The 18431-nt window shown below is 69.2% G+C and carries 21 protein-coding genes and 1 tRNA gene; 5 read left to right on the top strand and 17 right to left on the bottom strand.

Features of this window, described 5'->3' with window-relative positions:
* Positions 1-26 precede the first annotated feature (26 nt).
* From AC2SGK_RS05265 to AC2SGK_RS05225, 9 genes are read right to left on the bottom strand one after another with little or no spacing between them, the layout of a single operon-like run.
* On the bottom strand, positions 27-398 hold the full coding sequence (locus AC2SGK_RS05265) for a hypothetical protein (protein ID WP_488322543.1): 372 nt from the start codon (positions 396-398) through the stop codon (positions 27-29).
* Positions 392-1453, bottom strand: a complete 1062-nt coding sequence (flhB, locus tag AC2SGK_RS05260; RefSeq protein WP_488322542.1) for a flagellar type III secretion system protein FlhB — start codon at positions 1451-1453, stop codon at positions 392-394. Before flhB ends, AC2SGK_RS05265 begins: the two co-directional genes overlap by 7 nt.
* A gap of 9 nt (positions 1454-1462) precedes the next feature.
* The gene (locus AC2SGK_RS05255) at positions 1463-2218 is read right to left on the bottom strand and encodes a flagellar biosynthetic protein FliR (protein WP_488322541.1); all 756 of its coding nucleotides are present in this window, start codon (positions 2216-2218) and stop codon (positions 1463-1465) included.
* Positions 2218-4317 (bottom strand): flagellar biosynthesis protein FlhA, encoded by a 2100-nt coding sequence (locus AC2SGK_RS05250; protein WP_488322540.1) that lies wholly within the window; start codon positions 4315-4317, stop codon positions 2218-2220. The genes AC2SGK_RS05255 and AC2SGK_RS05250 overlap by 1 nt, the downstream gene beginning before the upstream one ends.
* Positions 4314-4586 (bottom strand): hypothetical protein, encoded by a 273-nt coding sequence (locus AC2SGK_RS05245; protein ID WP_488322539.1) that lies wholly within the window; start codon positions 4584-4586, stop codon positions 4314-4316. The genes AC2SGK_RS05250 and AC2SGK_RS05245 overlap by 4 nt, the downstream gene beginning before the upstream one ends.
* Positions 4587-4588: 2 nt before the next feature.
* A complete protein-coding gene (motA, locus tag AC2SGK_RS05240; RefSeq protein WP_488322538.1) occupies positions 4589-5455 on the bottom strand; it encodes a flagellar motor stator protein MotA in 867 nt (288 codons plus the stop codon).
* 11 nt (positions 5456-5466) lie between these two features.
* A complete protein-coding gene (locus AC2SGK_RS05235; RefSeq protein ID WP_488322537.1) occupies positions 5467-6009 on the bottom strand; it encodes a MotE family protein in 543 nt (180 codons plus the stop codon).
* Positions 6002-6352 (bottom strand): hypothetical protein, encoded by a 351-nt coding sequence (locus AC2SGK_RS05230; protein ID WP_488322536.1) that lies wholly within the window; start codon positions 6350-6352, stop codon positions 6002-6004. The genes AC2SGK_RS05235 and AC2SGK_RS05230 overlap by 8 nt, the downstream gene beginning before the upstream one ends.
* Positions 6349-6825, bottom strand: coding sequence for a flagellar basal body-associated FliL family protein (locus tag AC2SGK_RS05225; RefSeq protein ID WP_488322535.1), 477 nt, complete (start codon positions 6823-6825; stop codon positions 6349-6351). The genes AC2SGK_RS05230 and AC2SGK_RS05225 overlap by 4 nt, the downstream gene beginning before the upstream one ends.
* Positions 6826-6943: 118 nt before the next feature.
* Here AC2SGK_RS05225 and fliF point away from each other — a divergent pair, with 118 nt between their 5' ends.
* From fliF to fliP, 4 genes are read left to right on the top strand one after another with little or no spacing between them, the layout of a single operon-like run.
* Positions 6944-8530 (top strand): flagellar basal-body MS-ring/collar protein FliF, encoded by a 1587-nt coding sequence (gene fliF / locus AC2SGK_RS05220; RefSeq protein ID WP_488322534.1) that lies wholly within the window; start codon positions 6944-6946, stop codon positions 8528-8530.
* A complete protein-coding gene (locus AC2SGK_RS05215) occupies positions 8527-9102 on the top strand; it encodes a hypothetical protein (RefSeq protein ID WP_488322533.1) in 576 nt (191 codons plus the stop codon). The genes fliF and AC2SGK_RS05215 overlap by 4 nt, the downstream gene beginning before the upstream one ends.
* Positions 9090-9347: a FliM/FliN family flagellar motor switch protein gene (locus tag AC2SGK_RS05210; RefSeq protein ID WP_488322532.1), complete on the top strand. Its 258-nt coding sequence runs from the start codon at positions 9090-9092 to the stop codon at positions 9345-9347. Before AC2SGK_RS05215 ends, AC2SGK_RS05210 begins: the two co-directional genes overlap by 13 nt.
* On the top strand, positions 9344-10057 hold the full coding sequence (fliP, locus tag AC2SGK_RS05205) for a flagellar type III secretion system pore protein FliP (RefSeq protein ID WP_488322531.1): 714 nt from the start codon (positions 9344-9346) through the stop codon (positions 10055-10057). The genes AC2SGK_RS05210 and fliP overlap by 4 nt, the downstream gene beginning before the upstream one ends.
* A gap of 20 nt (positions 10058-10077) precedes the next feature.
* On the opposite strand, the gene dxs is transcribed toward fliP, so the two are convergent.
* From dxs to dapF, 6 genes are all read right to left on the bottom strand, one after another.
* On the bottom strand, positions 10078-12003 hold the full coding sequence (gene dxs, locus AC2SGK_RS05200; RefSeq protein ID WP_488322530.1) for a 1-deoxy-D-xylulose-5-phosphate synthase: 1926 nt from the start codon (positions 12001-12003) through the stop codon (positions 10078-10080).
* Between the two features lie 25 nt (positions 12004-12028).
* A complete protein-coding gene (locus AC2SGK_RS05195; protein ID WP_488322529.1) occupies positions 12029-12892 on the bottom strand; it encodes a polyprenyl synthetase family protein in 864 nt (287 codons plus the stop codon).
* Positions 12892-13128, bottom strand: a complete 237-nt coding sequence (locus tag AC2SGK_RS05190; protein WP_488322528.1) for an exodeoxyribonuclease VII small subunit — start codon at positions 13126-13128, stop codon at positions 12892-12894. The genes AC2SGK_RS05195 and AC2SGK_RS05190 overlap by 1 nt, the downstream gene beginning before the upstream one ends.
* Entirely contained in the window at positions 13125-14039 is a 915-nt protein-coding gene (locus tag AC2SGK_RS05185) for a histone deacetylase family protein (protein ID WP_488322527.1), read from the bottom strand. Before AC2SGK_RS05185 ends, AC2SGK_RS05190 begins: the two co-directional genes overlap by 4 nt.
* 126 nt (positions 14040-14165) lie before the next feature.
* Entirely contained in the window at positions 14166-15419 is a 1254-nt protein-coding gene (mtaB, locus tag AC2SGK_RS05180) for a tRNA (N(6)-L-threonylcarbamoyladenosine(37)-C(2))-methylthiotransferase MtaB (protein ID WP_488322526.1), read from the bottom strand.
* The gene (dapF, locus tag AC2SGK_RS05175) at positions 15416-16255 is read right to left on the bottom strand and encodes a diaminopimelate epimerase (RefSeq protein ID WP_488322525.1); all 840 of its coding nucleotides are present in this window, start codon (positions 16253-16255) and stop codon (positions 15416-15418) included. Before dapF ends, mtaB begins: the two co-directional genes overlap by 4 nt.
* A gap of 94 nt (positions 16256-16349) precedes the next feature.
* Between dapF and AC2SGK_RS05170 the strand changes: the two genes are divergently transcribed.
* Positions 16350-16425, top strand: a tRNA-Lys gene (locus AC2SGK_RS05170).
* A gap of 151 nt (positions 16426-16576) precedes the next feature.
* On the opposite strand, the gene iolB is transcribed toward AC2SGK_RS05170, so the two are convergent.
* The gene (iolB, locus tag AC2SGK_RS05165) at positions 16577-17371 is read right to left on the bottom strand and encodes a 5-deoxy-glucuronate isomerase (RefSeq protein WP_488322524.1); all 795 of its coding nucleotides are present in this window, start codon (positions 17369-17371) and stop codon (positions 16577-16579) included.
* Between the two features lie 144 nt (positions 17372-17515).
* Positions 17516-18427: a myo-inosose-2 dehydratase gene (gene iolE / locus AC2SGK_RS05160; RefSeq protein ID WP_488322523.1), complete on the bottom strand. Its 912-nt coding sequence runs from the start codon at positions 18425-18427 to the stop codon at positions 17516-17518.
* Positions 18428-18431 lie beyond the last annotated feature (4 nt).

Below are 18431 nucleotides of genomic sequence, written 5' to 3'. Positions count from 1 at the left end.
CGATGCGCCTGTCCAACCCGGCGGGGTCAGAACCGCTCCTTGCGCTGGCGCTCGGCCTCCTCGCGACCAAGGCCCAGCAGGGCCTCGGCGCGGCCGAACTCGCGGGCGGCGTGCTGGCGCGCAAGGTCGAAACGGGGCTGCAGGCGCTGCATCTCGCTGTCGGCATGGCGCAGCTCGCGCGCGGCGCGACCGGCCTGGGCATTCGCGATGCGCGCCTCGGGCAGGGTCAGCGGCGCGTTGCTGTCATAGCTTTGCGTCAGCGCGGCCTGAAGCGCGTCGATGCGTTGGCGCGCCGCGGTCATGTGGGCGTTGAAGGCGGCGAATGCCTTCAGCTCGCGCTCGGCCTTCATGCGGGCGATCTGCTCCAACTGCTGCAGCTGCCTGATCTTCGTCACCATCCCTGTCGTGCCTTCTGACGCATCTTTTCGGCGAATCGGATCGCGGCGGCGACGGCGGCGAAATGGCTGCGGTCGACCTCGTCCCCGACCTTGACCTGCGCGTGGATGGCCCGCGCACAGGGTGGGTCGGACCAGATCGGGACGCCCGCCTCGGTGGCCTTGGCACGGATGCGGGCCGCGACCTCGTCGGTGCCCTTGGCCACGCAGACCGGCGCGCGCCCCGACCCCCGCGACCACTTCAACGCGACCGCATAATGGGTCGGGTTGACGATCACCACATCGGCCTTTGGCACCTCGGCCAGCATCTGCTTCATGGCGATGTCCACGGCGCGTTGCCGGCGCGCGGCCTTCAGGTGCGGATCGCCCTCCGAATCCTTGAACTCATCCTGCATCTCCTGGCGGCTCATGCGGTTCTTGCGGCGATGGTCGAACCATTTCCACAGCATGTCCGGCACGGTGAACAGGATCGACACCGCCAGGCCCAGCAGCAGCACCTGCCCCAGGATCGTGCCCAGCCCGCCGATCCACTGCCCGTCCGCCATGGCCGAGGCCGCGATGCGATCGGCCAGCGACGCGAACAGGAACCACCCCCCGACGCAGACCAGCCCCGCCTTGCCCAGTGAGAAGGCGAAGGTGATCAGCCCGTCCGTGCCGAACTTCTGCTTGGCGTTGGAGAGGGGGTTGATCCGCTTGATGTCGAAGGCCAGCTTCTGGGGCGCGAAGATCAGGCTGCGCGTCGCCATCAGGCCCAGGATGATCGCCACGACGACCAGCCCCGCCAGACCGATCGTGGCCATCGCGGCATAGGCGCCCAGCCCCCGAGCGATGGCGGCAGGACCGGCGTCGGACCAGCCCTCGGAACCCAAAGCACGCTCGGCCATGGACAGCCAGTGCCGGACGGCAACGCCCGCCGCGACCGCGAAGGCCAGGAAGGCGCCCAGATACATCATCGTGACGTTCAACTCGGTCGAGCGGGGGATGTCGCCCTTCTCGCGCGCCCGCTGCAACTTCTGCTCGGTCGCCTCGAACTGCTTGTCGTCCTTGTCGTCGCTCATGGCCGCGCCCTACCGGATCTGGGGCAGCATGAAGGACAGGACCGCATCCGCCCAGATCCCGACCAAGAGCGGCGCCAGGATCACGAGCCCGCCCAAGGCCAGCAGGATCGCCGCAGGCGCGCCGATGAAGACGATTGGCAGGGCCGGCATCACGCGGTTGATGACGCCGGTCAACGCCTGGAACAGGAACCCGCCCAAGGTGAAGGGCGCGGCCAGCAGCATTGCCAGCCAGAAGCTGTCGGCAATGATGCGCACGACCGCCATGACCAGCCCCTCGACCTGCGGCAGGTCCGCGGGTGGCCAGAGGCGCAGGCTGTCGGCCATCAGGTCCACCATCATCACGGGCAGCCCCATCGCCATCAGGATGGCCAAGCCGCCCATATGCAGCATGTTGCCGATGGGATGGGGCGACATCTCGTTCTGGATGCCCATGATCTGGGACAGCGACGCGGTGGCGGCGATGGCTGTCGTGGCGATGTCGATGGCCAAGGTCAGCAGGCGCAGCATCAACCCGGTCACCGTGCCCAGCACCAGCTCGACCGCGACCTGCCCGACGAGGCCCAGGGGCGTGTCGGGCATCTGCGGACCGGACGCGACCCCGGACAGAAGCGGCGTCAGGGCCAGCGCGACGGCGACCTTGACGCGGGTCGAGATCACCCGCTCACCCAGTCCCGGCAGCGCCAGCACGCAGGCCTGCACGCGCACATAGACCAGCACCAGCGCCCAATCCAGGCCCGGAACGATGGCCTGAAGCTGGTCCCACATCACGCGGCCTCGACCGTGCCCAGAAGGCGCAGCTCGGCCGAGGGATCGATCTCCTCCAGCCCCAGCACGGGCACCGCGACGCCGTTCGCGCCCAGCACCGCGCGCACCATCCGCCGCCGATGGTCGGGGGCGACCAGGACCGTGCGGGCGACCGGCTCGGCCAACGACATGGACTTGCGGACCGCGTCGATCAGCTTGCGCGACATGGCGGGCGTCATGGCGCCGCCGCCGGCCCGGCCGGTCTCGGCATCGGCGCGCACGAACTCGGCCTCCCATGCGGGATGCAGCTGGAGGGCCGCGACGCGGCCGGCCTCGTCGGAATACTGCTGGGTGATCTGGCCGCGCAGGCGCTTGCGCACCAGCTCGTAGATGGTCTCGGCCTGCTCGACATGGCGGAACTCGCAGATGGCGTCGACGATCAGCGGCAGGTTGCGGATCGAGATGCGCTCCTCCAACAGCGCCCGCAGGATCGCCAGCAGGGTCTCGGGTGTGACCTTCTCGGGGATCATGCTGTCGAAGTACTTGCGATAGCGTTCGGCCCGGCCGGTATCGGACAGGGTCTTCAGCTCCTCGATCTGGCGCTGCATCGCGCCCAGGGTCAGCAGCGCGGGCAGGTTCGACTTGACCACCTCCATCAGGTGGGTGGACAGCACCTCCATCGGCGTGACGATGGTGGCGCCCATCGTCGCCGCATCCTCCTGATCGGCGGGCTGGATCCAGCGCGCGGGGCTGGAATAGACCGGCTCGCGCACCGCGACGCCGCGCAGATCGGCCAGCACCGCGTCGGGACCCAAGGCCAAGATCTCGGCCGGGCGCAGGGTCCCGCGGCCGCGGATCACGCCGTGGATGCGGATCTGATAGTCGCCGGGCGGCAGGTCGTCTGTGTCCGTGATGCGCACGTCGGGCAGGATCAGGCCAAAGCTGCGGGCGATGTGGATGCGCAGGTTGCTGATCCGGCTGCCCAGACCGCGCGCCTGGTCCAGCGCGGTGACGATCAGGTCGGCCCCGATCTCCACGCTGATGTCATCTGTGTCCAGCACGTCGCCGATGCGGGCTGCGGGGCGCGGCGTGCCCTCGGCCTGGGGCAGCTCCGGCAAGGTCTCGTCGCGCATCTTCTGCCGCCGCGCGATGCTCCAGGCCAGAAAGCCCATTCCGGCGGCGATGCCGAAGAACAGCGGCTTGGGCATGCCCGGCACCAGCGAGATCACGATCATCGCGACCGCGACCATCACGGCCGGCTGCCAGCTGCGGGTGAACTCGCTGGACATCAGCCCGGCGGTGGTCTCGGTCGCGCCGCCCCGCGACAGGAGCAGCGCCGCCGCCATCGAGGTGATCAGGGCGGGGATCTGGCTGACCAAGCCGTCGCCGATCGTCAGATGCGAATATGTCGAGACCGCCTCGCCCACCGGCATACCGTGGACGGTGACGCCGACCGCAAGGCCGACGCACAGGTTGATCAGGGTGATGACGATGCCCGCGACCGCATCGCCCTTGACGAATTTCGACGCCCCGTCCAGCGAGCCGAAGAAGCTGATCTCGCGCTGTTCGTTGATGCGGCGGCGCTTGGCCTCGTGGTGGTCGATGGCGCCCGCGTTCAGGTCGCCGTCAATGGCCAGTTGCTTGCCGGGCAGCGAATCCAGCGCAAAGCGCGCCGCGACCTCGGCCATGCGGCCCGATCCCTTGGTGATGACCATGAAGTTCACCACCGAGATCACTGCAAAGATAGTGATCCCGACCAGGATCGAGCCGCCGGCCACGAAATCGGCAAAGCCGTTGATGACGTGACCGGCCGCCTCCTTGCCGTTCTGTCCCTCGGTCAGGATCAGCCGCGTTGAGGAGACGTTCAGCGACAGGCGGATCACAAGGCTGACCAGCAAAAGGACGGGAAAGGCCTGAAAGTCGGTCGGCTTCTCGACAAGCGAGGCCATCACAAGGATCATCACCGCCGAGGCGATCGAGATCGCGATCCCGAAATCCAGCACGCTGGCCGGCAGCGGGATCACCAGCGAGATCACGACCAGCACGAGGCCGCCCGTGACCAGCAGGGGGGCGTCCAGGAACTTGCTCGACTTGCCCGCAAGGGCGGCGACAGGGGTCATTCGCGGGGCTCCGTTCTGGTGGCCGCGGGGCGCAGGAGGTCGTCAAGCGACCAGGGTCGTTCGGTCAGAAGGCCGATCCGGCGAAGATAGGCGATGGCCTGCAGGCGTTCGGCGCTGTCCATGTCCATCAGCATCACGCGATAGTCGCGCGGCAGCCCGCGGCCCGACAGCAGCCAGTCGTCGGCCGTGCGCCGGAACGCGTCGATGCCCTCGGCCGCGACTGGTCCGGCTCCGAGGCACAGCGCCAGGATCAGCAGGCCCGCGCGCATGGTCAGGCAGCCTTCTTCAGTTCGCGCAGGGCGCCTTCCAGCGTGTCGAAGCTGGGCCGGACATGTTCGGGAACGGTCTGGCGGCCGACCTCGACGCAGAGCGTCGTGGCGTGCTGATGCAGACCCGCGACCAGGACCGACTTCACCACCTCGTAGAACCCCAGGTCCTGCTTGACGACCGCGCCGAGGCGGTTGGCCAGCGGTGCCACGAACCCGTAGGACAGGAACACCCCGAGGAACGTGCCGACCAACGCCCCGCCGATCATCTTGCCCAGCACCGCGGGGGGCTGGTCGATCGAGGACATGGTCTTGATCACCCCCAGGACCGCCGCGACGATCCCCAGGGCGGGCAGCGCGTCGGCCATGTTCTGCAAGGCGTGGGGGACGTGCATCTCCTCCTCCTTCAGGACGGCGATGCGGCGCGACAGCATGTCCTCGACCTGATAGGGGTCGTCGTAGTTCAGGCTGGCCGAGCGCAGCGTGTCCGCGATCAGCGAGACGACGTGATGATCCGCCGCCAGCTTGGGATAGGCGGTGAAGATGGGCGATTCGCCCGGATTCTCGATGTGCTGCTCCAGCGCGACGGGGTTCTCCTTGGCGATCTTGAGCAGCCGGAACATCAGGCACAGCACGTCCTGATGGTCCTGGGCATTCCATTTCGGGCCCTTGAAGGCGCGGATCAACCCGCCCAGCGTGGCCTTCAGCGTGTGGCTGTCGTTGCCCAGCAGATAGGCGCCGACGGCGGCGCCCATGATCATCATCATCTCGAAGGGCAGCGAATGCAGGATGACGCCCATCTTGCCGCCGGCCAGCAGATAGCCGCCGAACACCATGGCGATCGTAAGGAAGATTCCGACGAATCCGAACATTTCGGGGTTCCTTATGGGTTGCGGACGCTGCGCGCGCCCATCTGCGCGGTCAGCAGGGCGGCCTGGCGGGGCTCGACCGCGGCGATGATGCGGGCGCCGGCCTCGGGCTGGACGCGCATCAGGATCTCGGCCGCGAAATCGGCGGGAAGGTTGGTCAGGATGGCGGCGGCCTCGGCGGGCTTCATCTGGTCGTAGAGCGCCACCAGGCGGTCGATGTCGGCGCGAACGGCTTGGGTCGCACCCTCCTGCCGGGTGGTGATGCTGCCCTTCTGGGCACGCAGCTCGGCCAGCCGCTCGCGCAGCGTCGATTCGGCCTGGACCAACTCCGCCTTGCGGGTCTCGATGGCCTCCATGTAGCGCTCGATGCGCAGGGCGCGGTCGCGCAGCGCCTCGGCCAGGGCCACGGCCTCGGGCACGTCGCCGCATCCCTCCAGCAGGTCCGAGGGCGCGGCCACGGCGGCGAACAGGCGGGACAGGTCCTGCCCCTGCCACAGCATCGCACCGGCGGGCAGCGCGAACATCAGCGTCAGCGCGGGCATCAGGTATCTAGCCATGGCTGACCTCGCGCTTGCGCAGCCGGCGGGCCGAGGCCTGGGGCGCGGGGGCCTCGGAGGCGGCGGCGCCGATCCGCTGGCGCAGGTCCCAGATCGCGCGTTCGCGCCGTGCCGTCTCGATCTCGTCGGCCAGAAGCTCGCTGGCGGCGGTGGCCTCGTCGCGGGCGGCGCGGATGGCGCGCTCCAGGCGGTCGACCTCGGCGGCCATCACCGCGATGGCGCCGCCCAGCCCGCTTTCCAGGTCGTTCATCTTGCGCAGCCGCCGGGTGAGGCTGAAGCAGAAGACCCCCAGTCCCAGGCAGGCGACCAGCAGCAGGATCTGCATCATGTGTTCCAGGGTCATTTGAAGCGAAACTCCGTGATCAGAAGGTCCTTGACCGGCTCCTCGCCCAGGACGAAGCGGGTCCGGGTGACCAGCTCGGCGCGGATCACCTCGAGGACGCCGCGCTTGTCGTAGGCGGCCGGGTCCACGCCCGAGAGGAAGGTCGTGAAGGCGTCCGAGACGCGCGGCATCAGGTGGGTCACCTCGGCCTTGTGGCTGGCGTCGGTCTCGATGGTGGCGGACAGGACCAGGCTGCGGGCGCGGCCGCCGGGAATCACGATCTCGATCGTTGGAATGTCGATGAACTCGACGCTGAGATGCTCGGTCGAGAGCTCCGGTTCGGGCATGCCCTGCAGAAGGGACGCGGGTGACCAGAAGCCCAGATAGCTGGAGGCGAAACCCGCCCCGCCCAGGACCAGCGTCGCGGCCAGCGGAACCAGCAATCCTTTCTTCCGGGGCGCCTTTTCAGGGGCTGCGGCAACAATGTCGGTCATCGTGATTCTCCGTCCTGACCAGACCGAAATATCAGGTCGCGACTAACCAAATCTTAACATCGCCCATGTCATTTCAGGGTCAGACGACGATGGTCCGATGATTCGAAGGGGGACGGTTTTGCAAAAACTGCAGGACTACTGGAACGAGCGAAGCTCTCAGCAGAAGATGATCCTGGGCGCCGCTTTCCTGGGGACATTCCTCATGATCGCGGGCTTTGCCTGGCTTGCGAACCGGCCCAGCATGGTGCTGATCTATGGCGGTCTGGACAGCGCCCAGGCCGGTGAGGTCATCGCCGGGATCGAGCGGGCGGGCGTCCCCTACGAGGTGCGCGGCGACGCGATCTGGGTCGAGGCGGGCCAGCGCGACCGCCTGCGCATGGACCTCGCAGCCGAGGGTCTGCCCGCCGCCGGCAGCACCGGCTACGAGCTGCTGGACGGCATGTCGGGCTTCGGCACCACGTCGCAGATGTTCGACGCGGCCTATTGGCGCGCCAAGGAGGGCGAGCTGGCGCGCACCATCCTGGCGCTGCCGAACGTGGCCAGCGCGCGCGTGCATCTGGCCATCGAGAACGGCCGCGGCTACCGGCGCGACCAGAACGGCAGCGCCTCGGTCACGCTGACCACCAAGGGCGGCGCGATCACCCGCGAACAGGCGGCGGCGCTGAAGTACCTGGTGTCGTCCGGCGTGCCGGGGATGCAGCCCGAGCGCGTGACCGTCATCGATTCGCAGCGCGGCATCGTCGCCGCGACCGAGGATCAGTCCGGGGCCGACCGCGCCGCCGAGATGAAGCGCAACGTCGAGCGCATCCTGGAGCCCCATGTCGGCATCGGCAACGCCATCGTCGAGCTGAACCTGGATCTGGTCACCGACACCGAGCTGCTGACCGAACAGCGCTTCGACCCCGAGCAGCGGGCGCTGATCTCGACCGTGACCGAGGAGACGACCGACCAGAGCAACTCGACCGGGTCGGGCGCGGTGACCGCCGCCTCGAACCTGCCCGACACCGAGGAGCAGCCCGGCGACACCAGCCAGAGCAACCGCGCCGAGAACCGCAGCCAGGCCAATTACGAGGTCAGCCGCGTCACCCGCGAGGTGCAGCGCCAGCCCGGCTCGACCCGGCGCCTGACCGTCGCGGTGCTGGTCAACGGCACGACCCAGCCCGGTCCCGACGGACAGCCCGTGGCGATCGCCCGCCCCGAGGCCGAACTGCAGACGCTGCGTGAGCTGGTGGCCTCTGCCGTGGGCTTCGACGAGGCGCGGGGCGACCAGATCACCGTCAAGTCGCTGCCCTTCGCCGCCCTGGGCGAGGACGGCACGCTGGCGCAGCCCGGCCTGATGGACCGGCTGGCGCTGAACGATCTGGCGCGGATCGCGCTGATCGGGGTCTTTGCGCTGGCGATCATCCTGCTGGTTCTGCGCCCGATGATGCGCAACCGCACGCCTGCCCCCGCACCGCTGCCGATGCTGGACACCAGCCTTCCGCCCATGCCGCCGATGATGGGCGGGCTGAACGGGATGATCGACGACGAGCCCTCGCCCGACAATCCCCGCGTGGTGCCGATCGAATTTCCGGGCCTCGAGACGCCGCTCTCGCTGCCACCTGCGGACCCGGTCGCCCGCCTGAAGGCCATGATGAAGGAGCGTCATGACGAAAGCGTCAAGATTCTGTCCGGCTGGATCGACAACAAGGAGAAGGTGAATTGAGCCTGGCCATGTTCAAGCTGGAATCCTTCTCGAACGCCGTCGCCGCCCGCAGGGTCGAGGTCACCTATTCGCAGGCCGACCTGGACCAGGCTCATGCCGACGGCCGCGCCGAGGCCCTGGCTGAGGCACGCAACGCCGATCTCGCGGCCCTGATCGCGGGGCTGGAGCAGGTCGCGGCCGGGCTGGCCGCCGAGGAGACCCGCCGCCGCGAAATCCGGCAGGAGGCCGTCGACGTGCTGGCGCCGATCCTGCACCAGGTGCTGGACCTGATGGCCCCTCCCACCGCCTCGCGCCGGCTGGAGGAGGCTCTGCACGCAGAACTCACGCACTTGGCGCAGCGGACAGAGGCGCTGACACTGCGCATCGCCTGCAGCGAGAGCCTGCGCGCGCTGGCCGAACGCTGCCTTGCGCAGACCGGGCTGGAAGCGGTGGTGCTGGAGCCCGCGCGCGACGACCGCATCACCGTCACGCTGCAGGGCGGGCGGATCGACTTTACCCCCGACGACATCGCGGAAGACATCCGCGGCCTGATCGCGGAAATCTCTCAGGAGGACGACACATGGACGCATTGAAGCACCTGATCGACACCGACACCATCCAGGTCGAGGTCACCATCCGGCTTGGCCGCACCCGCCAGACCGTGGCGCAGCTGTCCTCGCTTCGGGCCGACGACATCCTGGTGCTGGATCATGCGATAGAGGACGGGGTCGAGATCTGCGTCGGCGACAAGGTCATCGCCCGGGGCGAGCTGACCGGCGACGGCACCACCGAGGACCGGCTTTGCGTCCGGGTCCTGGGCTCCACGGGGGCGGTGTGAGCGTCTGGCGAACCCTCGCGGTCCTGACGGCTGTCGCGGCCCCGTCCGCGGCGCTGGCCCAGGACCTGGGGCAGGCGCTCGGGGCGGGTCTGGGCGACAACGCGGTGATGCTGGTGGTGGCGCTGACCGCGCTGTCGCTGGCGCCCGGCATCGCCATCATGGTGACAGCCTTCCCGTTCATCGTCACCGTCCTGTCGATCCTGCGCCAGTCGATCGGCCTGCAGCAGTCGCCGCCGAATATGCTGATTGTCAGCCTGGCGATCTTCCTGACGTGGTTCATCATGGACCCGGTCCTGCGAGAGGCCTGGACGGTGGCGGGCCAGCCGCTTCAGGCCGGCCAGATCGGCATCGCCGAGGCCCTCCAGCGCGGCATCGTCCCGTTCGAGGGGTTCATGGCCGCGCGCACCGACCCGGACGTGCTGGCCAATTTGGCCGAGATCGCCCCCGGCACCGGACCCGAGGACCGGCTGTCGGTCCTGATCCCCTCCTTCATGCTGTCGGAAATCCAGCGCGCCTTCGAGATCGGCTTCCTGATCGCGCTCCCGTTCCTGATCATCGATCTGGTCGTGGCGGCGGTGCTGATGTCGATGGGCATGATGATGCTGCCCCCGGTGGTGGTGTCGCTGCCCTTCAAGCTGGCCTTCTTCGTCGTCGTCGACGGGTGGGGCATGATCGCGGGCGCGCTGGTGCGCAGCTACGCCCCCGGCTGATCGCGGCCCCGGGCCGGGCCTCAGGCCCGGTCCGACCGCCGCGCCGACAGCGAGGGCACGCCCATCACCGACAGGACCTTCTCCTCGATATGCTGGGCATTGAGGCAGGAGGCGTCATACATCGCCCGCGGCGCATCGTGATCCACAAAGGCATCGGGCAGCACCATCGACCGGAACCGCAGCCCTGTGTCAAAGGCCCCCTCCTCGGCCAGCAGATGCGCGACATGGCTGCCGAAGCCGCCGACCGCACCCTCCTCGATGGTGATCAGCGCGTCGTGCCCCTGCGCCAGCGCCAGGATCAGGTCACGGTCCAGCGGCTTGGCAAAGCGCGCATCGGCGACCGTGGGCGTGATACCCCGCGCCATCAGCGCCTCTCGCGCGGCCATCACCTCGGACAGGCGTGTCCCGAAGGACAGGATGGCGACGCCCGAACCCTCGGCGATCATGCGGCCCTTGCCAATGGGCAGGACCTCACCGCGCTCGGGCATCTCGACCCCGGTGCCCTCGCCGCGCGGAAAGCGGAAGGCGATGGGCCCGCCGTCATGGGCCGCGGCGGTGGCGACCATGTGGGCCAGCTCCACCTCGTCCGCGGCGGCCATCACCACGAAGCCGGGCAGGTTTGCCAAAAAGGCGATGTCATAGGCCCCGGAATGCGTCGGCCCGTCCTGACCCACCAGCCCCGCCCGGTCGATGGCAAAGCGCACCGGCAGGCCCTGTACGGCCACGTCATGCACGACCTGATCATAGCCGCGCTGAAGGAAGGTCGAATAGATCGCCACGAACGGCTTCATCCCCCCCGCCGCCAGACCGGCGGCAAAGGTCACGGCATGCTGTTCGGCAATGCCGACGTCGAAGCAGCGGCGCGGAAAGCGCTGCGCGAACTGCTTCAGGCCCGTTCCGTCCGGCATGGCCGCCGTCACGCCCAGAATGCGGTCGTCGCGCGACGCCTCGTCGATCAGCCCCTGCGCAAAGACCGCCGTATAGCTGGGCGCGTTCGATTTGGCCTTCGCCTGCACGCCGGTCAGCACGTCGAACTTGCCGGTCGCATGGCCCTTGTCGGCCGCGGTCTCGGCCGGGGCATAGCCCTTGCCCTTCTTGGTGACCACATGGATCAGCACCGGCCCGTCGGCCCGCGCCCGCACCGTGCGCAGCAGGGGCAGCAGCTGCTCCATGTCATGTCCGTCGACGGGACCGACATAGGAGAAGCCCAGCTCCTCGAACAGCGTCCCGCCCACAGTCATGCCCTTGAGCATCTCCTTGGCGCGGCGCGCGCCCTCCTGCAGGGCGTCGGGCAGCATGCCGACCGCACCCTTGGCCACGGCCTTCAGCTCCTGGAAGGGACCGCCCGCGTAAAGCCGCGTGAGATAGGCCGACATCGCGCCAACCGGGGGCGCGATGGACATCTCGTTGTCATTCAGGATCACGAACAGGCGCTTGCCCTCGTGACCGGCATTGTTCAGCGCCTCATAGGCCATGCCCGCGCTCATGGCGCCGTCGCCGATCACCGCGATGGCATCGCCCGGATCGCCGCCCAGCTCGCGCGCCATCGCAAAGCCCAAGGCCGCGCTGATCGAGGTCGAGGAATGCCCCGCCCCGAACGGGTCATAGGGGCTCTCCGCGCGCTTGGTGAAGCCGGCCAGGCCCCCGCCCATGCGCAGGGTGCGGATGCGGTCGCGCCGCCCGGTCAGGATCTTGTGCGGATAGCACTGATGCCCCACGTCCCAGATCAGCTTGTCGCGCGGCGTGTCGAAGACCGCGTGCAACGCGACGGTCAGCTCGACCACGCCCAGGCCCGCGCCCAGATGGCCGCCGGTCACGCTGACGGCGCTGATCGTCTCGGCCCGCACCTCGTCGGCCAGCTGGCGCAGCTGCGCGTCGGTCAGGGATTTCAGATCCGACGGCAGGGTCACGCGGTCCAGAATCGGCGTCTTGGGTCGATCGGTCATGGCTGGCCCTCCTCGGGGCGGGCGTTCAGGTATCGCGCTCGATAACGAAACGCGCAAGCTCGTGCAAGTTTCCGGCCGCCGCACCATAGGCCGCCAGCGCTTCGATGCTGACGGCGGCATGACGCCGCGCCTCGGCCCGCGCCCCGTCCAGGCCCAGCAGCGACACGAAGGTCGCCTTGCCCGCACCCGCATCCTTGCCGACGCGCTTGCCGGTCACGGTTTCGTCACCGGTCACGTCCAGGATGTCGTCGGCGATCTGGAAGGCCAGCCCAAGCGCCTCGGCATAGCGGTCCAGCGCGGCCGGGTCCTCGCCCGCGATCCGCGCGCCCGCCGTGGCGGCAAAGCGGATCAGCGCCCCGGTCTTGCCCCCCTGCAATTCGGTGATCGCCTCCAGGTCCAGCGGTGTTCCCGCCGTCTCGGCGGCGATGTCCAGCGCCTGCCCCCAGACCATGCCCGCGGCCCCCGACGCCTGCGCCAGCGCCGCGACCAGCCGCATCCGCGCCTCCGCCGCGCCGATCCGCGGCTCGGTCAGCATCTGGAAGGCCAGCGTCTGCAGCGCGTCACCCGCCAGGATGGCGGTCGCCTCGGTCCATTTCACATGCACCGTGGGCTGCCCGCGCCGCAGGTCGTCATCATCCATCGCAGGCAGGTCGTCATGGACCAGGCTGTAGGCATGCAGCGCTTCCACCGCCGCCGCCACGGGCAGGGCCGCGTCGTCGGACACCCCGTGCAGCCGCGCCGATTCCATCACCAGGAACGCGCGCAGCCGCTTGCCGCCATGGGCCGCATAGGCCATCGCATCGCGCAGATCGCCCGGCGGCAGCGCCCCGACGGCGCGGTCCAGCTCGGCCTGGACGGCGGCGCGCACCTGCGCCAGACGCTCCTGCATCACAGGCCCTCGGCCGGGGTCGTGCCGACGGGCTGGCCGTTCGCGGCCAGGGTGATCTTCTCGACCCGCTCCTCGGCCTCGCGCAGGCGCGCCTCGCAATGCGCACGCAGGGCGGCGCCGCGTTCGTAGAGCGCGATGGATTCCTCCAGCGTCGCCTCGCCTGTCTCCAGCTTGCCGACCGTGGCCTCCAGCTCGCGCATGGCCTCCTCGAAGGAGAGGGTGTTGATATCGCTCATGCATCGGCCTCCAGCAGCACATCGACATGGGCCCGCACGCTGCGGCCCAAGGCGGCCAGATCATAGCCGCCTTCCAGGCAGGATACCACCGGCGCCCCGCCCGACGCCGCCAGGATGTCGCGCGTCAGGTCGCGGTAATCGTCGTCATCCCAGTCCAGCTGGGCCAGCGGATCGTCGCGATGCGCGTCGAACCCGGCCGAGATCAGCACCAACTGCGGCGACAGGTCGCGCATCCGCTCCAGCGCGCCGCGCCACTCCGACAGGGCCAGGGCCCCGTCCGATCCCGGCGGCAATGCCAGGTTCACCATCTGCCCATGCGCCCCCCGTTCAGAGGCCGCGCCGGTCCCCGGCCACAGCGGCGACTGCTGGCTGCTGACGAACAGCACCCGCGCCTCATCCCACAGCAGCGCCTGCGTGCCGTTGCCGTGATGCACGTCGAAATCCAGCACCGCGATCCGCTCCAGTCCGTGATGATCCAGCGCGCGCTTCGCCGCGATGGCCACCGTGCCGAACAGGCAGAACCCCATCGACGTGGCAGCCTCGGCATGATGCCCGGGCGGGCGCATGGCGACAAAGGCCCGGCGCGCCTGCCCCGCCAGCACGGCATCCACCGCCGCGCAGGCCCCGCCCACGGCCCGCATCGCGGGCTCCAGGCTGCCGGGCGACAGATGCGTGTCGGGGTCGATCTGCCGCGTGCCCGCCCCCGGCACCGCATCTTGCAGCGCCTGAAGATAGCTGGCCGGGTGACAGCGCAGAATTTCGGCCTCCTCGGCCACGGGCGCCTCGCGCCGGTCCAGCGACAGCCCCTCCAACGCGGCCATCACCGCATCGAAACGGGCCACCTGCTCGGGATGGCCCTCGGGCGTCACATGCTGTCGGGCGCTGTCATGCGAATACAGGATCACGGTCATCTCTCTCCTCCAGGGCGGGAGGCTAGAAGCCCCGCCCCGGATCGACAACCCGCCAATTCTTCTTCATACAAATATCCCCGGGGGAGTCCGCAGGACGGGGGGCAGCGCCCCCCCAGCAACGCCGGCTCAGACCGTCAGCCGCTGCCCGTCATGCCCCGCGATGGTCAGCATCATCAGCGCACCCTCGGGCTGGTCACTGTCGAAGGCCACCTCGGTGAACTGCTCGGTCCGCCCAAGCCGCGGCCCCTCGGTCAGCACCCGGTGGGTCCGCCCCACCTGCGCCTCCAGATGCGCGCGCAGCGCCGCTTCGCCCGCCGCCCGCAGACGCGCGGCCCGGTGGCGGATCGCGGGACCGGGCACGGCGGGCATGCGCGCCGCGGGCGTGCCCTTGCGCGCCGAGTAAGGGAAGACATGCAGGAAGGTCAGGCCGCAATCCTGAACCAGCTTCAGCGAATTGTCGAACATCGCCTCGGTCTCGGTCGGAAAGCCCGCGATGATGTCGGCGCCGAAGACCATGTCGGGACGTAGCCGCCGCGCATCCTCGCAGAAGGCGATGGCATCGTCGCGCAGATGGCGGCGCTTCATCCGCTTCAGGATCATGTCGTCGCCCGCCTGCAGCGACAGGTGCAGATGCGGCATCAGGCGCGGCTCGGTCGCGATGGCCAGCATCAGGTTCTCATCCGCCTCGATCGAATCGATCGAGGAAATCCGCAGGCGCGGCAGGTCCGGCACCAGACGCAGGATGCGCATGACCAGATCGCCCAGACGCGGCGTGCCCGGCAGGTCCGCGCCCCAGCTGGTCAGGTCCACCCCGGTCAGCACGACCTCGTTGAAGCCGCGCCCGACCAAGCGCTTGATCTGCTCGACCACCACGCCCGCCGGGACCGAGCGCGAATTGCCGCGGCCGAAGGGGATGATGCAGAAGGTGCAGCGGTGATCGCAGCCGTTCTGGACCTGCACATAGGCGCGGTGCCGCCCGAACCCGTCGATCAGATGGCCCGCGGTCTCGCGCACCGACATGATGTCGTCCACCACGACCTTCTCGGTCTCGCCGATCAGGTCGGGGGCGCGCAGCGAGGCCCAGGTCGCGGGCTGCATCTTCTCATGGTTGCCGATCACCTTGGTGACCTCGGGCATGGCGGCAAAGGTCTCGGGCTCGGTCTGGGCCGCGCAACCGGTGACGATGACCGGCATGCCCGGGTTCTCGCGCGACAGGCGGCGGATTTCCTGGCGGGCCTTGCGGACGGCCTCGGCGGTCACGGCGCAGGTGTTCACCACGACCGCGCCCGACAGGCCCGCGGCCTCGGCCATCTCGCGCATGGCCTCGGTCTCATAGGCGTTCAGGCGACAGCCCAGGGTGGAAAAGACGGGAGCGCTCATGCCAGCCACGCGGGCGTCAGGCGCCCCTCGAAGACGATGGCGGTCGGCCCCTCCATCCAGACGCCGTCCTCGCGCCAGTCGATCAACAGCTGCCCGCCGGGCACGTCCACCCGGACGCGACGATCCGTCAGACCGCGCCGGACCGCAGCCACCACCGCCGCGCAGGAGCAAGAGCCCGAGGCCAGCGTCGGCCCCGCCCCCCGTTCCCAGATGCGCAGCAGGATCGCGTCGCGCGACAGGACCTGCACGACCTCGACATTGGTGCGTTGGGGATAGAGCGGGTGATGCTCGTGTTCCGGGCCGAAGCGGTCCAGATCGACGGCATCGGCATCCGCCACGAAGAAGGTGATGTGCGGATTGCCCATCCCCGTCGCCACCGGATCGCCCGCGATGGGCAGGTGGTCGATGTCGACCGCCTGCGCCAGGGGGATGGCGCGCCAGTCGAGGACCGGCGGCCCCATGTTGACGCGCGTCAGTCCGCCCCCGGCATCCTCGGCCAGAAGCAGCCCGTGATCGGTGCGCAGGCGCAGCGACGCGGCCCCGGTCCGGTCCATCAGCCAGCGCGCGATGCAGCGCGTCGCGTTGCCGCAGGCCGCCGAGAGCGACCCGTCCGCGTTCCAGAAGATCAGCCGCGCATCGGCATCATCGCAATCCTCGACGCCCGCCAGCTGGTCGAAGCCCACCCCGCGATGCCGGTCGGCGATGCGCGAGACAAGGTCCGCGCCGGGCCGGGGCCGCCCGCCGCGCAGGTCGAGGATCACGAAGTCGTTGCCCAACCCGTGCATCTTCAGGAAGGGCAGCCCCCCGTCAGGGGCGGTGCGTTGGGTCTGTGTCATGCGCGCCCTATACGCCCTGCGACGGGAAATCGCCAGATGGATCATTTTTCGGGTTGACGCCACCGGCCACCCCCCCTAGGAAGCGCCTCGTGATGGGCCCATAGCTCAGTTGGTAGAGCAACTGACTTTTAATCAGTGGGTCACAGGTTCGAATCCTGTTGGGCTCACCACTGTATCTCCTTACACTTGAAGACAGGCAGACCGCCAGGCATCCGCGGGGGGCTTCGGTCCTGTCGCAGGCGTCGGTGTCTTGCAACGATACCCTTATCGTCGAAGGGCGGGCGCCGGAGGACGGCACCCGCATCGTCTCGTCGCGGCCGGTCAGAACAGGCGCGCGACCTCGGGGGCCGGGACGAATCGCCAGTTCCGGCGGGGGCCTGCCATCACGTTCAGATAGTAGAGCTGGAAGCCCGGCGGCACAGTGCAGGGATGGTGGCCGCGCGGCACCAGGACCACGTCGTGATCGCGCAGCGCCATCACCTCGTCCAGGCTGCCGTCATCGGTATAGACCCGCTGCACGGCCCAGCCGTCGGGCGGGTCGATGCGGTGGTAGTAGGTCTCCTCCAGATAGGTGACGCGGGGAAAGTCGTCCTCGTCGTGGCGGTGGCTGGGATAGGAGGACCAGTGCCCGGCGGGGGTAAAGACCTCGGTCACCAGCAGGCTGTCGCAGGCGTCGCTGTCCTCCATCGCGATGTTGTTGATCCAGCGGGCGTTGTTGCCCTCGCCCCGCTGCGTCAGGACGATGCCCTCGGGGCCCAGACGCCTCGCGGGGCGCCTGCCCGCCGCGGGGGCGGCGCAGACGGCGATGAGACAGTCGGTCGCGGCCTTGACCGCCCAGTCGGCGCCGGGGGGCACGTAGAGGCAATGGGGCGCGGAGCGTTCGAATACGCTGGCGCGGTCGCCCATGACGCCCCAGTCCTGCCCGGCGGCATGGACTACGGCCTTGCCCTCGACCATCACCAGGATGACCTCGGTCGCGCCGGTGGCGGCCGCCACGCGGTCTCCGGGGCGCAGGGCGTGGAGCTGGAAACCCACATGCCGCCAGCCCGCATCGGCGGGCGTGATGCGGTGGATCTCGCCGTGGCGGCCGAAGGGCCGTCGAAGAAGTCGGGTCATGCGCCTGTCCTTTCCTGATTGCCTGCCACGGCAGGCTTGCCGCGCCGACCCCATCGAGGGGTCGTCCCGGCAGTCGGGGCCGTCGCCCCTCCGACCCCGCCGCACAGGCGGGTGCGGGTCCGCAGGCCGGGTCGTGTCGCCTGCTCAGCCATCGGTGCGGGGGTCCAGACCGGCCTCGCAGGCCGCGGCCTTTAGCGCCTTGAGCCCCATCGACTGATACGCCAGCGGGTTGCGGTGGACAGGGTCCTGCTCGGCCTCGATCACCAGCCAGCCGTCGTAACCCACCTGCGCCAGCACCCGGAGCAGCGGCACGAAATCGATCGCGCCTTCCGGATCGCCCGGCACGGTGAAGGCGCCCGCCATGACGCCCTGCAGGAAGGACAGACCTTCGGCCCGTACCCGGTCGGTCACCGGGCGACGGATGTTCTTGGCATGAACATGCGCGACGCGACCCGCGTGGCGCGTCAGCACGGCCAGCGGATCGCCGCCACCGAAGGCGCAATGGCCCGCGTCGAACAGCAGATGCGTCGCGGGCCCGGTCGCGGCCATCATCGCGTCGATGTCCTGGGGGCTTTCGACGATGGTGCCCATGTGGTGGTGATAGGCCAGCGCAACCCCCTGCCCGGCCATCCAGGCGGCGAATTCCTCCAGCCTGGCGCCGAAGGCCGCCATCTGGTCCGCGGTCAGCCGGGGGCGGTCGTTCACGGCGACATCCGGGTCGCCATGCACCGTGTTGGAGCATTCGCAGACGATGCAGACGGTGCATCCGTTCGCCTTGAGCCGCGCCAGATGGGGCCTGACCGCCGCGATCTCATCCGCGACCGAGCGGGTCAGCAGATGCGTCGAATACCAGCCGGAGATGAAGCGCAGCCCGTATTCCGCCAGCAGCGCCTTCAGCTCCTGAGGATCGTCGGGCCAGCGATGGCCGTTCTCTATGCCGTCAAAGCCGATCTCGCGGCCCGCCTCGTGCAGGATCTGTTCGGTCGGGATATGGGCGCCGATCGACTGGTCGTCGTCATTGGCCCAGGCAATCGGGTTGGTGCCGTAAAGGATCATCAGG

The organism is Paracoccus sp. NIOT.M2S5SZ12 (assembly GCF_057748165.1).
Note: the sequence above shows the minus strand (reverse complement) of the source record. Positions and strands in the feature narration are given on the sequence as shown.

Bases quoted from the DNA above. Each gene is read 5' to 3' on its own strand.
- AC2SGK_RS05265 (WP_488322543.1), bottom strand. From the start codon at position 398: ATGGTGACGAAGATCAGGCAGCTGCAGCAGTTGGAGCAGATCGCCCGC.
- flhB (WP_488322542.1), bottom strand. From the start codon at position 1,453: ATGAGCGACGACAAGGACGACAAGCAGTTCGAGGCGACCGAGCAGAAG.
- AC2SGK_RS05255 (WP_488322541.1), bottom strand. From the start codon at position 2,218: ATGTGGGACCAGCTTCAGGCCATCGTTCCGGGCCTGGATTGGGCGCTG.
- AC2SGK_RS05250 (WP_488322540.1), bottom strand. From the start codon at position 4,317: ATGACCCCTGTCGCCGCCCTTGCGGGCAAGTCGAGCAAGTTCCTGGAC.
- AC2SGK_RS05245 (WP_488322539.1), bottom strand. From the start codon at position 4,586: ATGCGCGCGGGCCTGCTGATCCTGGCGCTGTGCCTCGGAGCCGGACCA.
- motA (WP_488322538.1), bottom strand. From the start codon at position 5,455: ATGTTCGGATTCGTCGGAATCTTCCTTACGATCGCCATGGTGTTCGGC.
- AC2SGK_RS05235 (WP_488322537.1), bottom strand. From the start codon at position 6,009: ATGGCTAGATACCTGATGCCCGCGCTGACGCTGATGTTCGCGCTGCCC.
- AC2SGK_RS05230 (WP_488322536.1), bottom strand. From the start codon at position 6,352: ATGACCCTGGAACACATGATGCAGATCCTGCTGCTGGTCGCCTGCCTG.
- AC2SGK_RS05225 (WP_488322535.1), bottom strand. From the start codon at position 6,825: ATGACCGACATTGTTGCCGCAGCCCCTGAAAAGGCGCCCCGGAAGAAA.
- AC2SGK_RS05210 (WP_488322532.1), top strand. From the start codon at position 9,090: ATGGACGCATTGAAGCACCTGATCGACACCGACACCATCCAGGTCGAG.
- dxs (WP_488322530.1), bottom strand. From the start codon at position 12,003: ATGACCGATCGACCCAAGACGCCGATTCTGGACCGCGTGACCCTGCCG.
- AC2SGK_RS05195 (WP_488322529.1), bottom strand. From the start codon at position 12,892: ATGCAGGAGCGTCTGGCGCAGGTGCGCGCCGCCGTCCAGGCCGAGCTG.
- AC2SGK_RS05190 (WP_488322528.1), bottom strand. From the start codon at position 13,128: ATGAGCGATATCAACACCCTCTCCTTCGAGGAGGCCATGCGCGAGCTG.
- AC2SGK_RS05185 (WP_488322527.1), bottom strand. From the start codon at position 14,039: ATGACCGTGATCCTGTATTCGCATGACAGCGCCCGACAGCATGTGACG.
- mtaB (WP_488322526.1), bottom strand. From the start codon at position 15,419: ATGAGCGCTCCCGTCTTTTCCACCCTGGGCTGTCGCCTGAACGCCTAT.
- dapF (WP_488322525.1), bottom strand. From the start codon at position 16,255: ATGACACAGACCCAACGCACCGCCCCTGACGGGGGGCTGCCCTTCCTG.
- iolB (WP_488322524.1), bottom strand. From the start codon at position 17,371: ATGACCCGACTTCTTCGACGGCCCTTCGGCCGCCACGGCGAGATCCAC.
- iolE (WP_488322523.1), bottom strand. From the start codon at position 18,427: ATGATCCTTTACGGCACCAACCCGATTGCCTGGGCCAATGACGACGAC.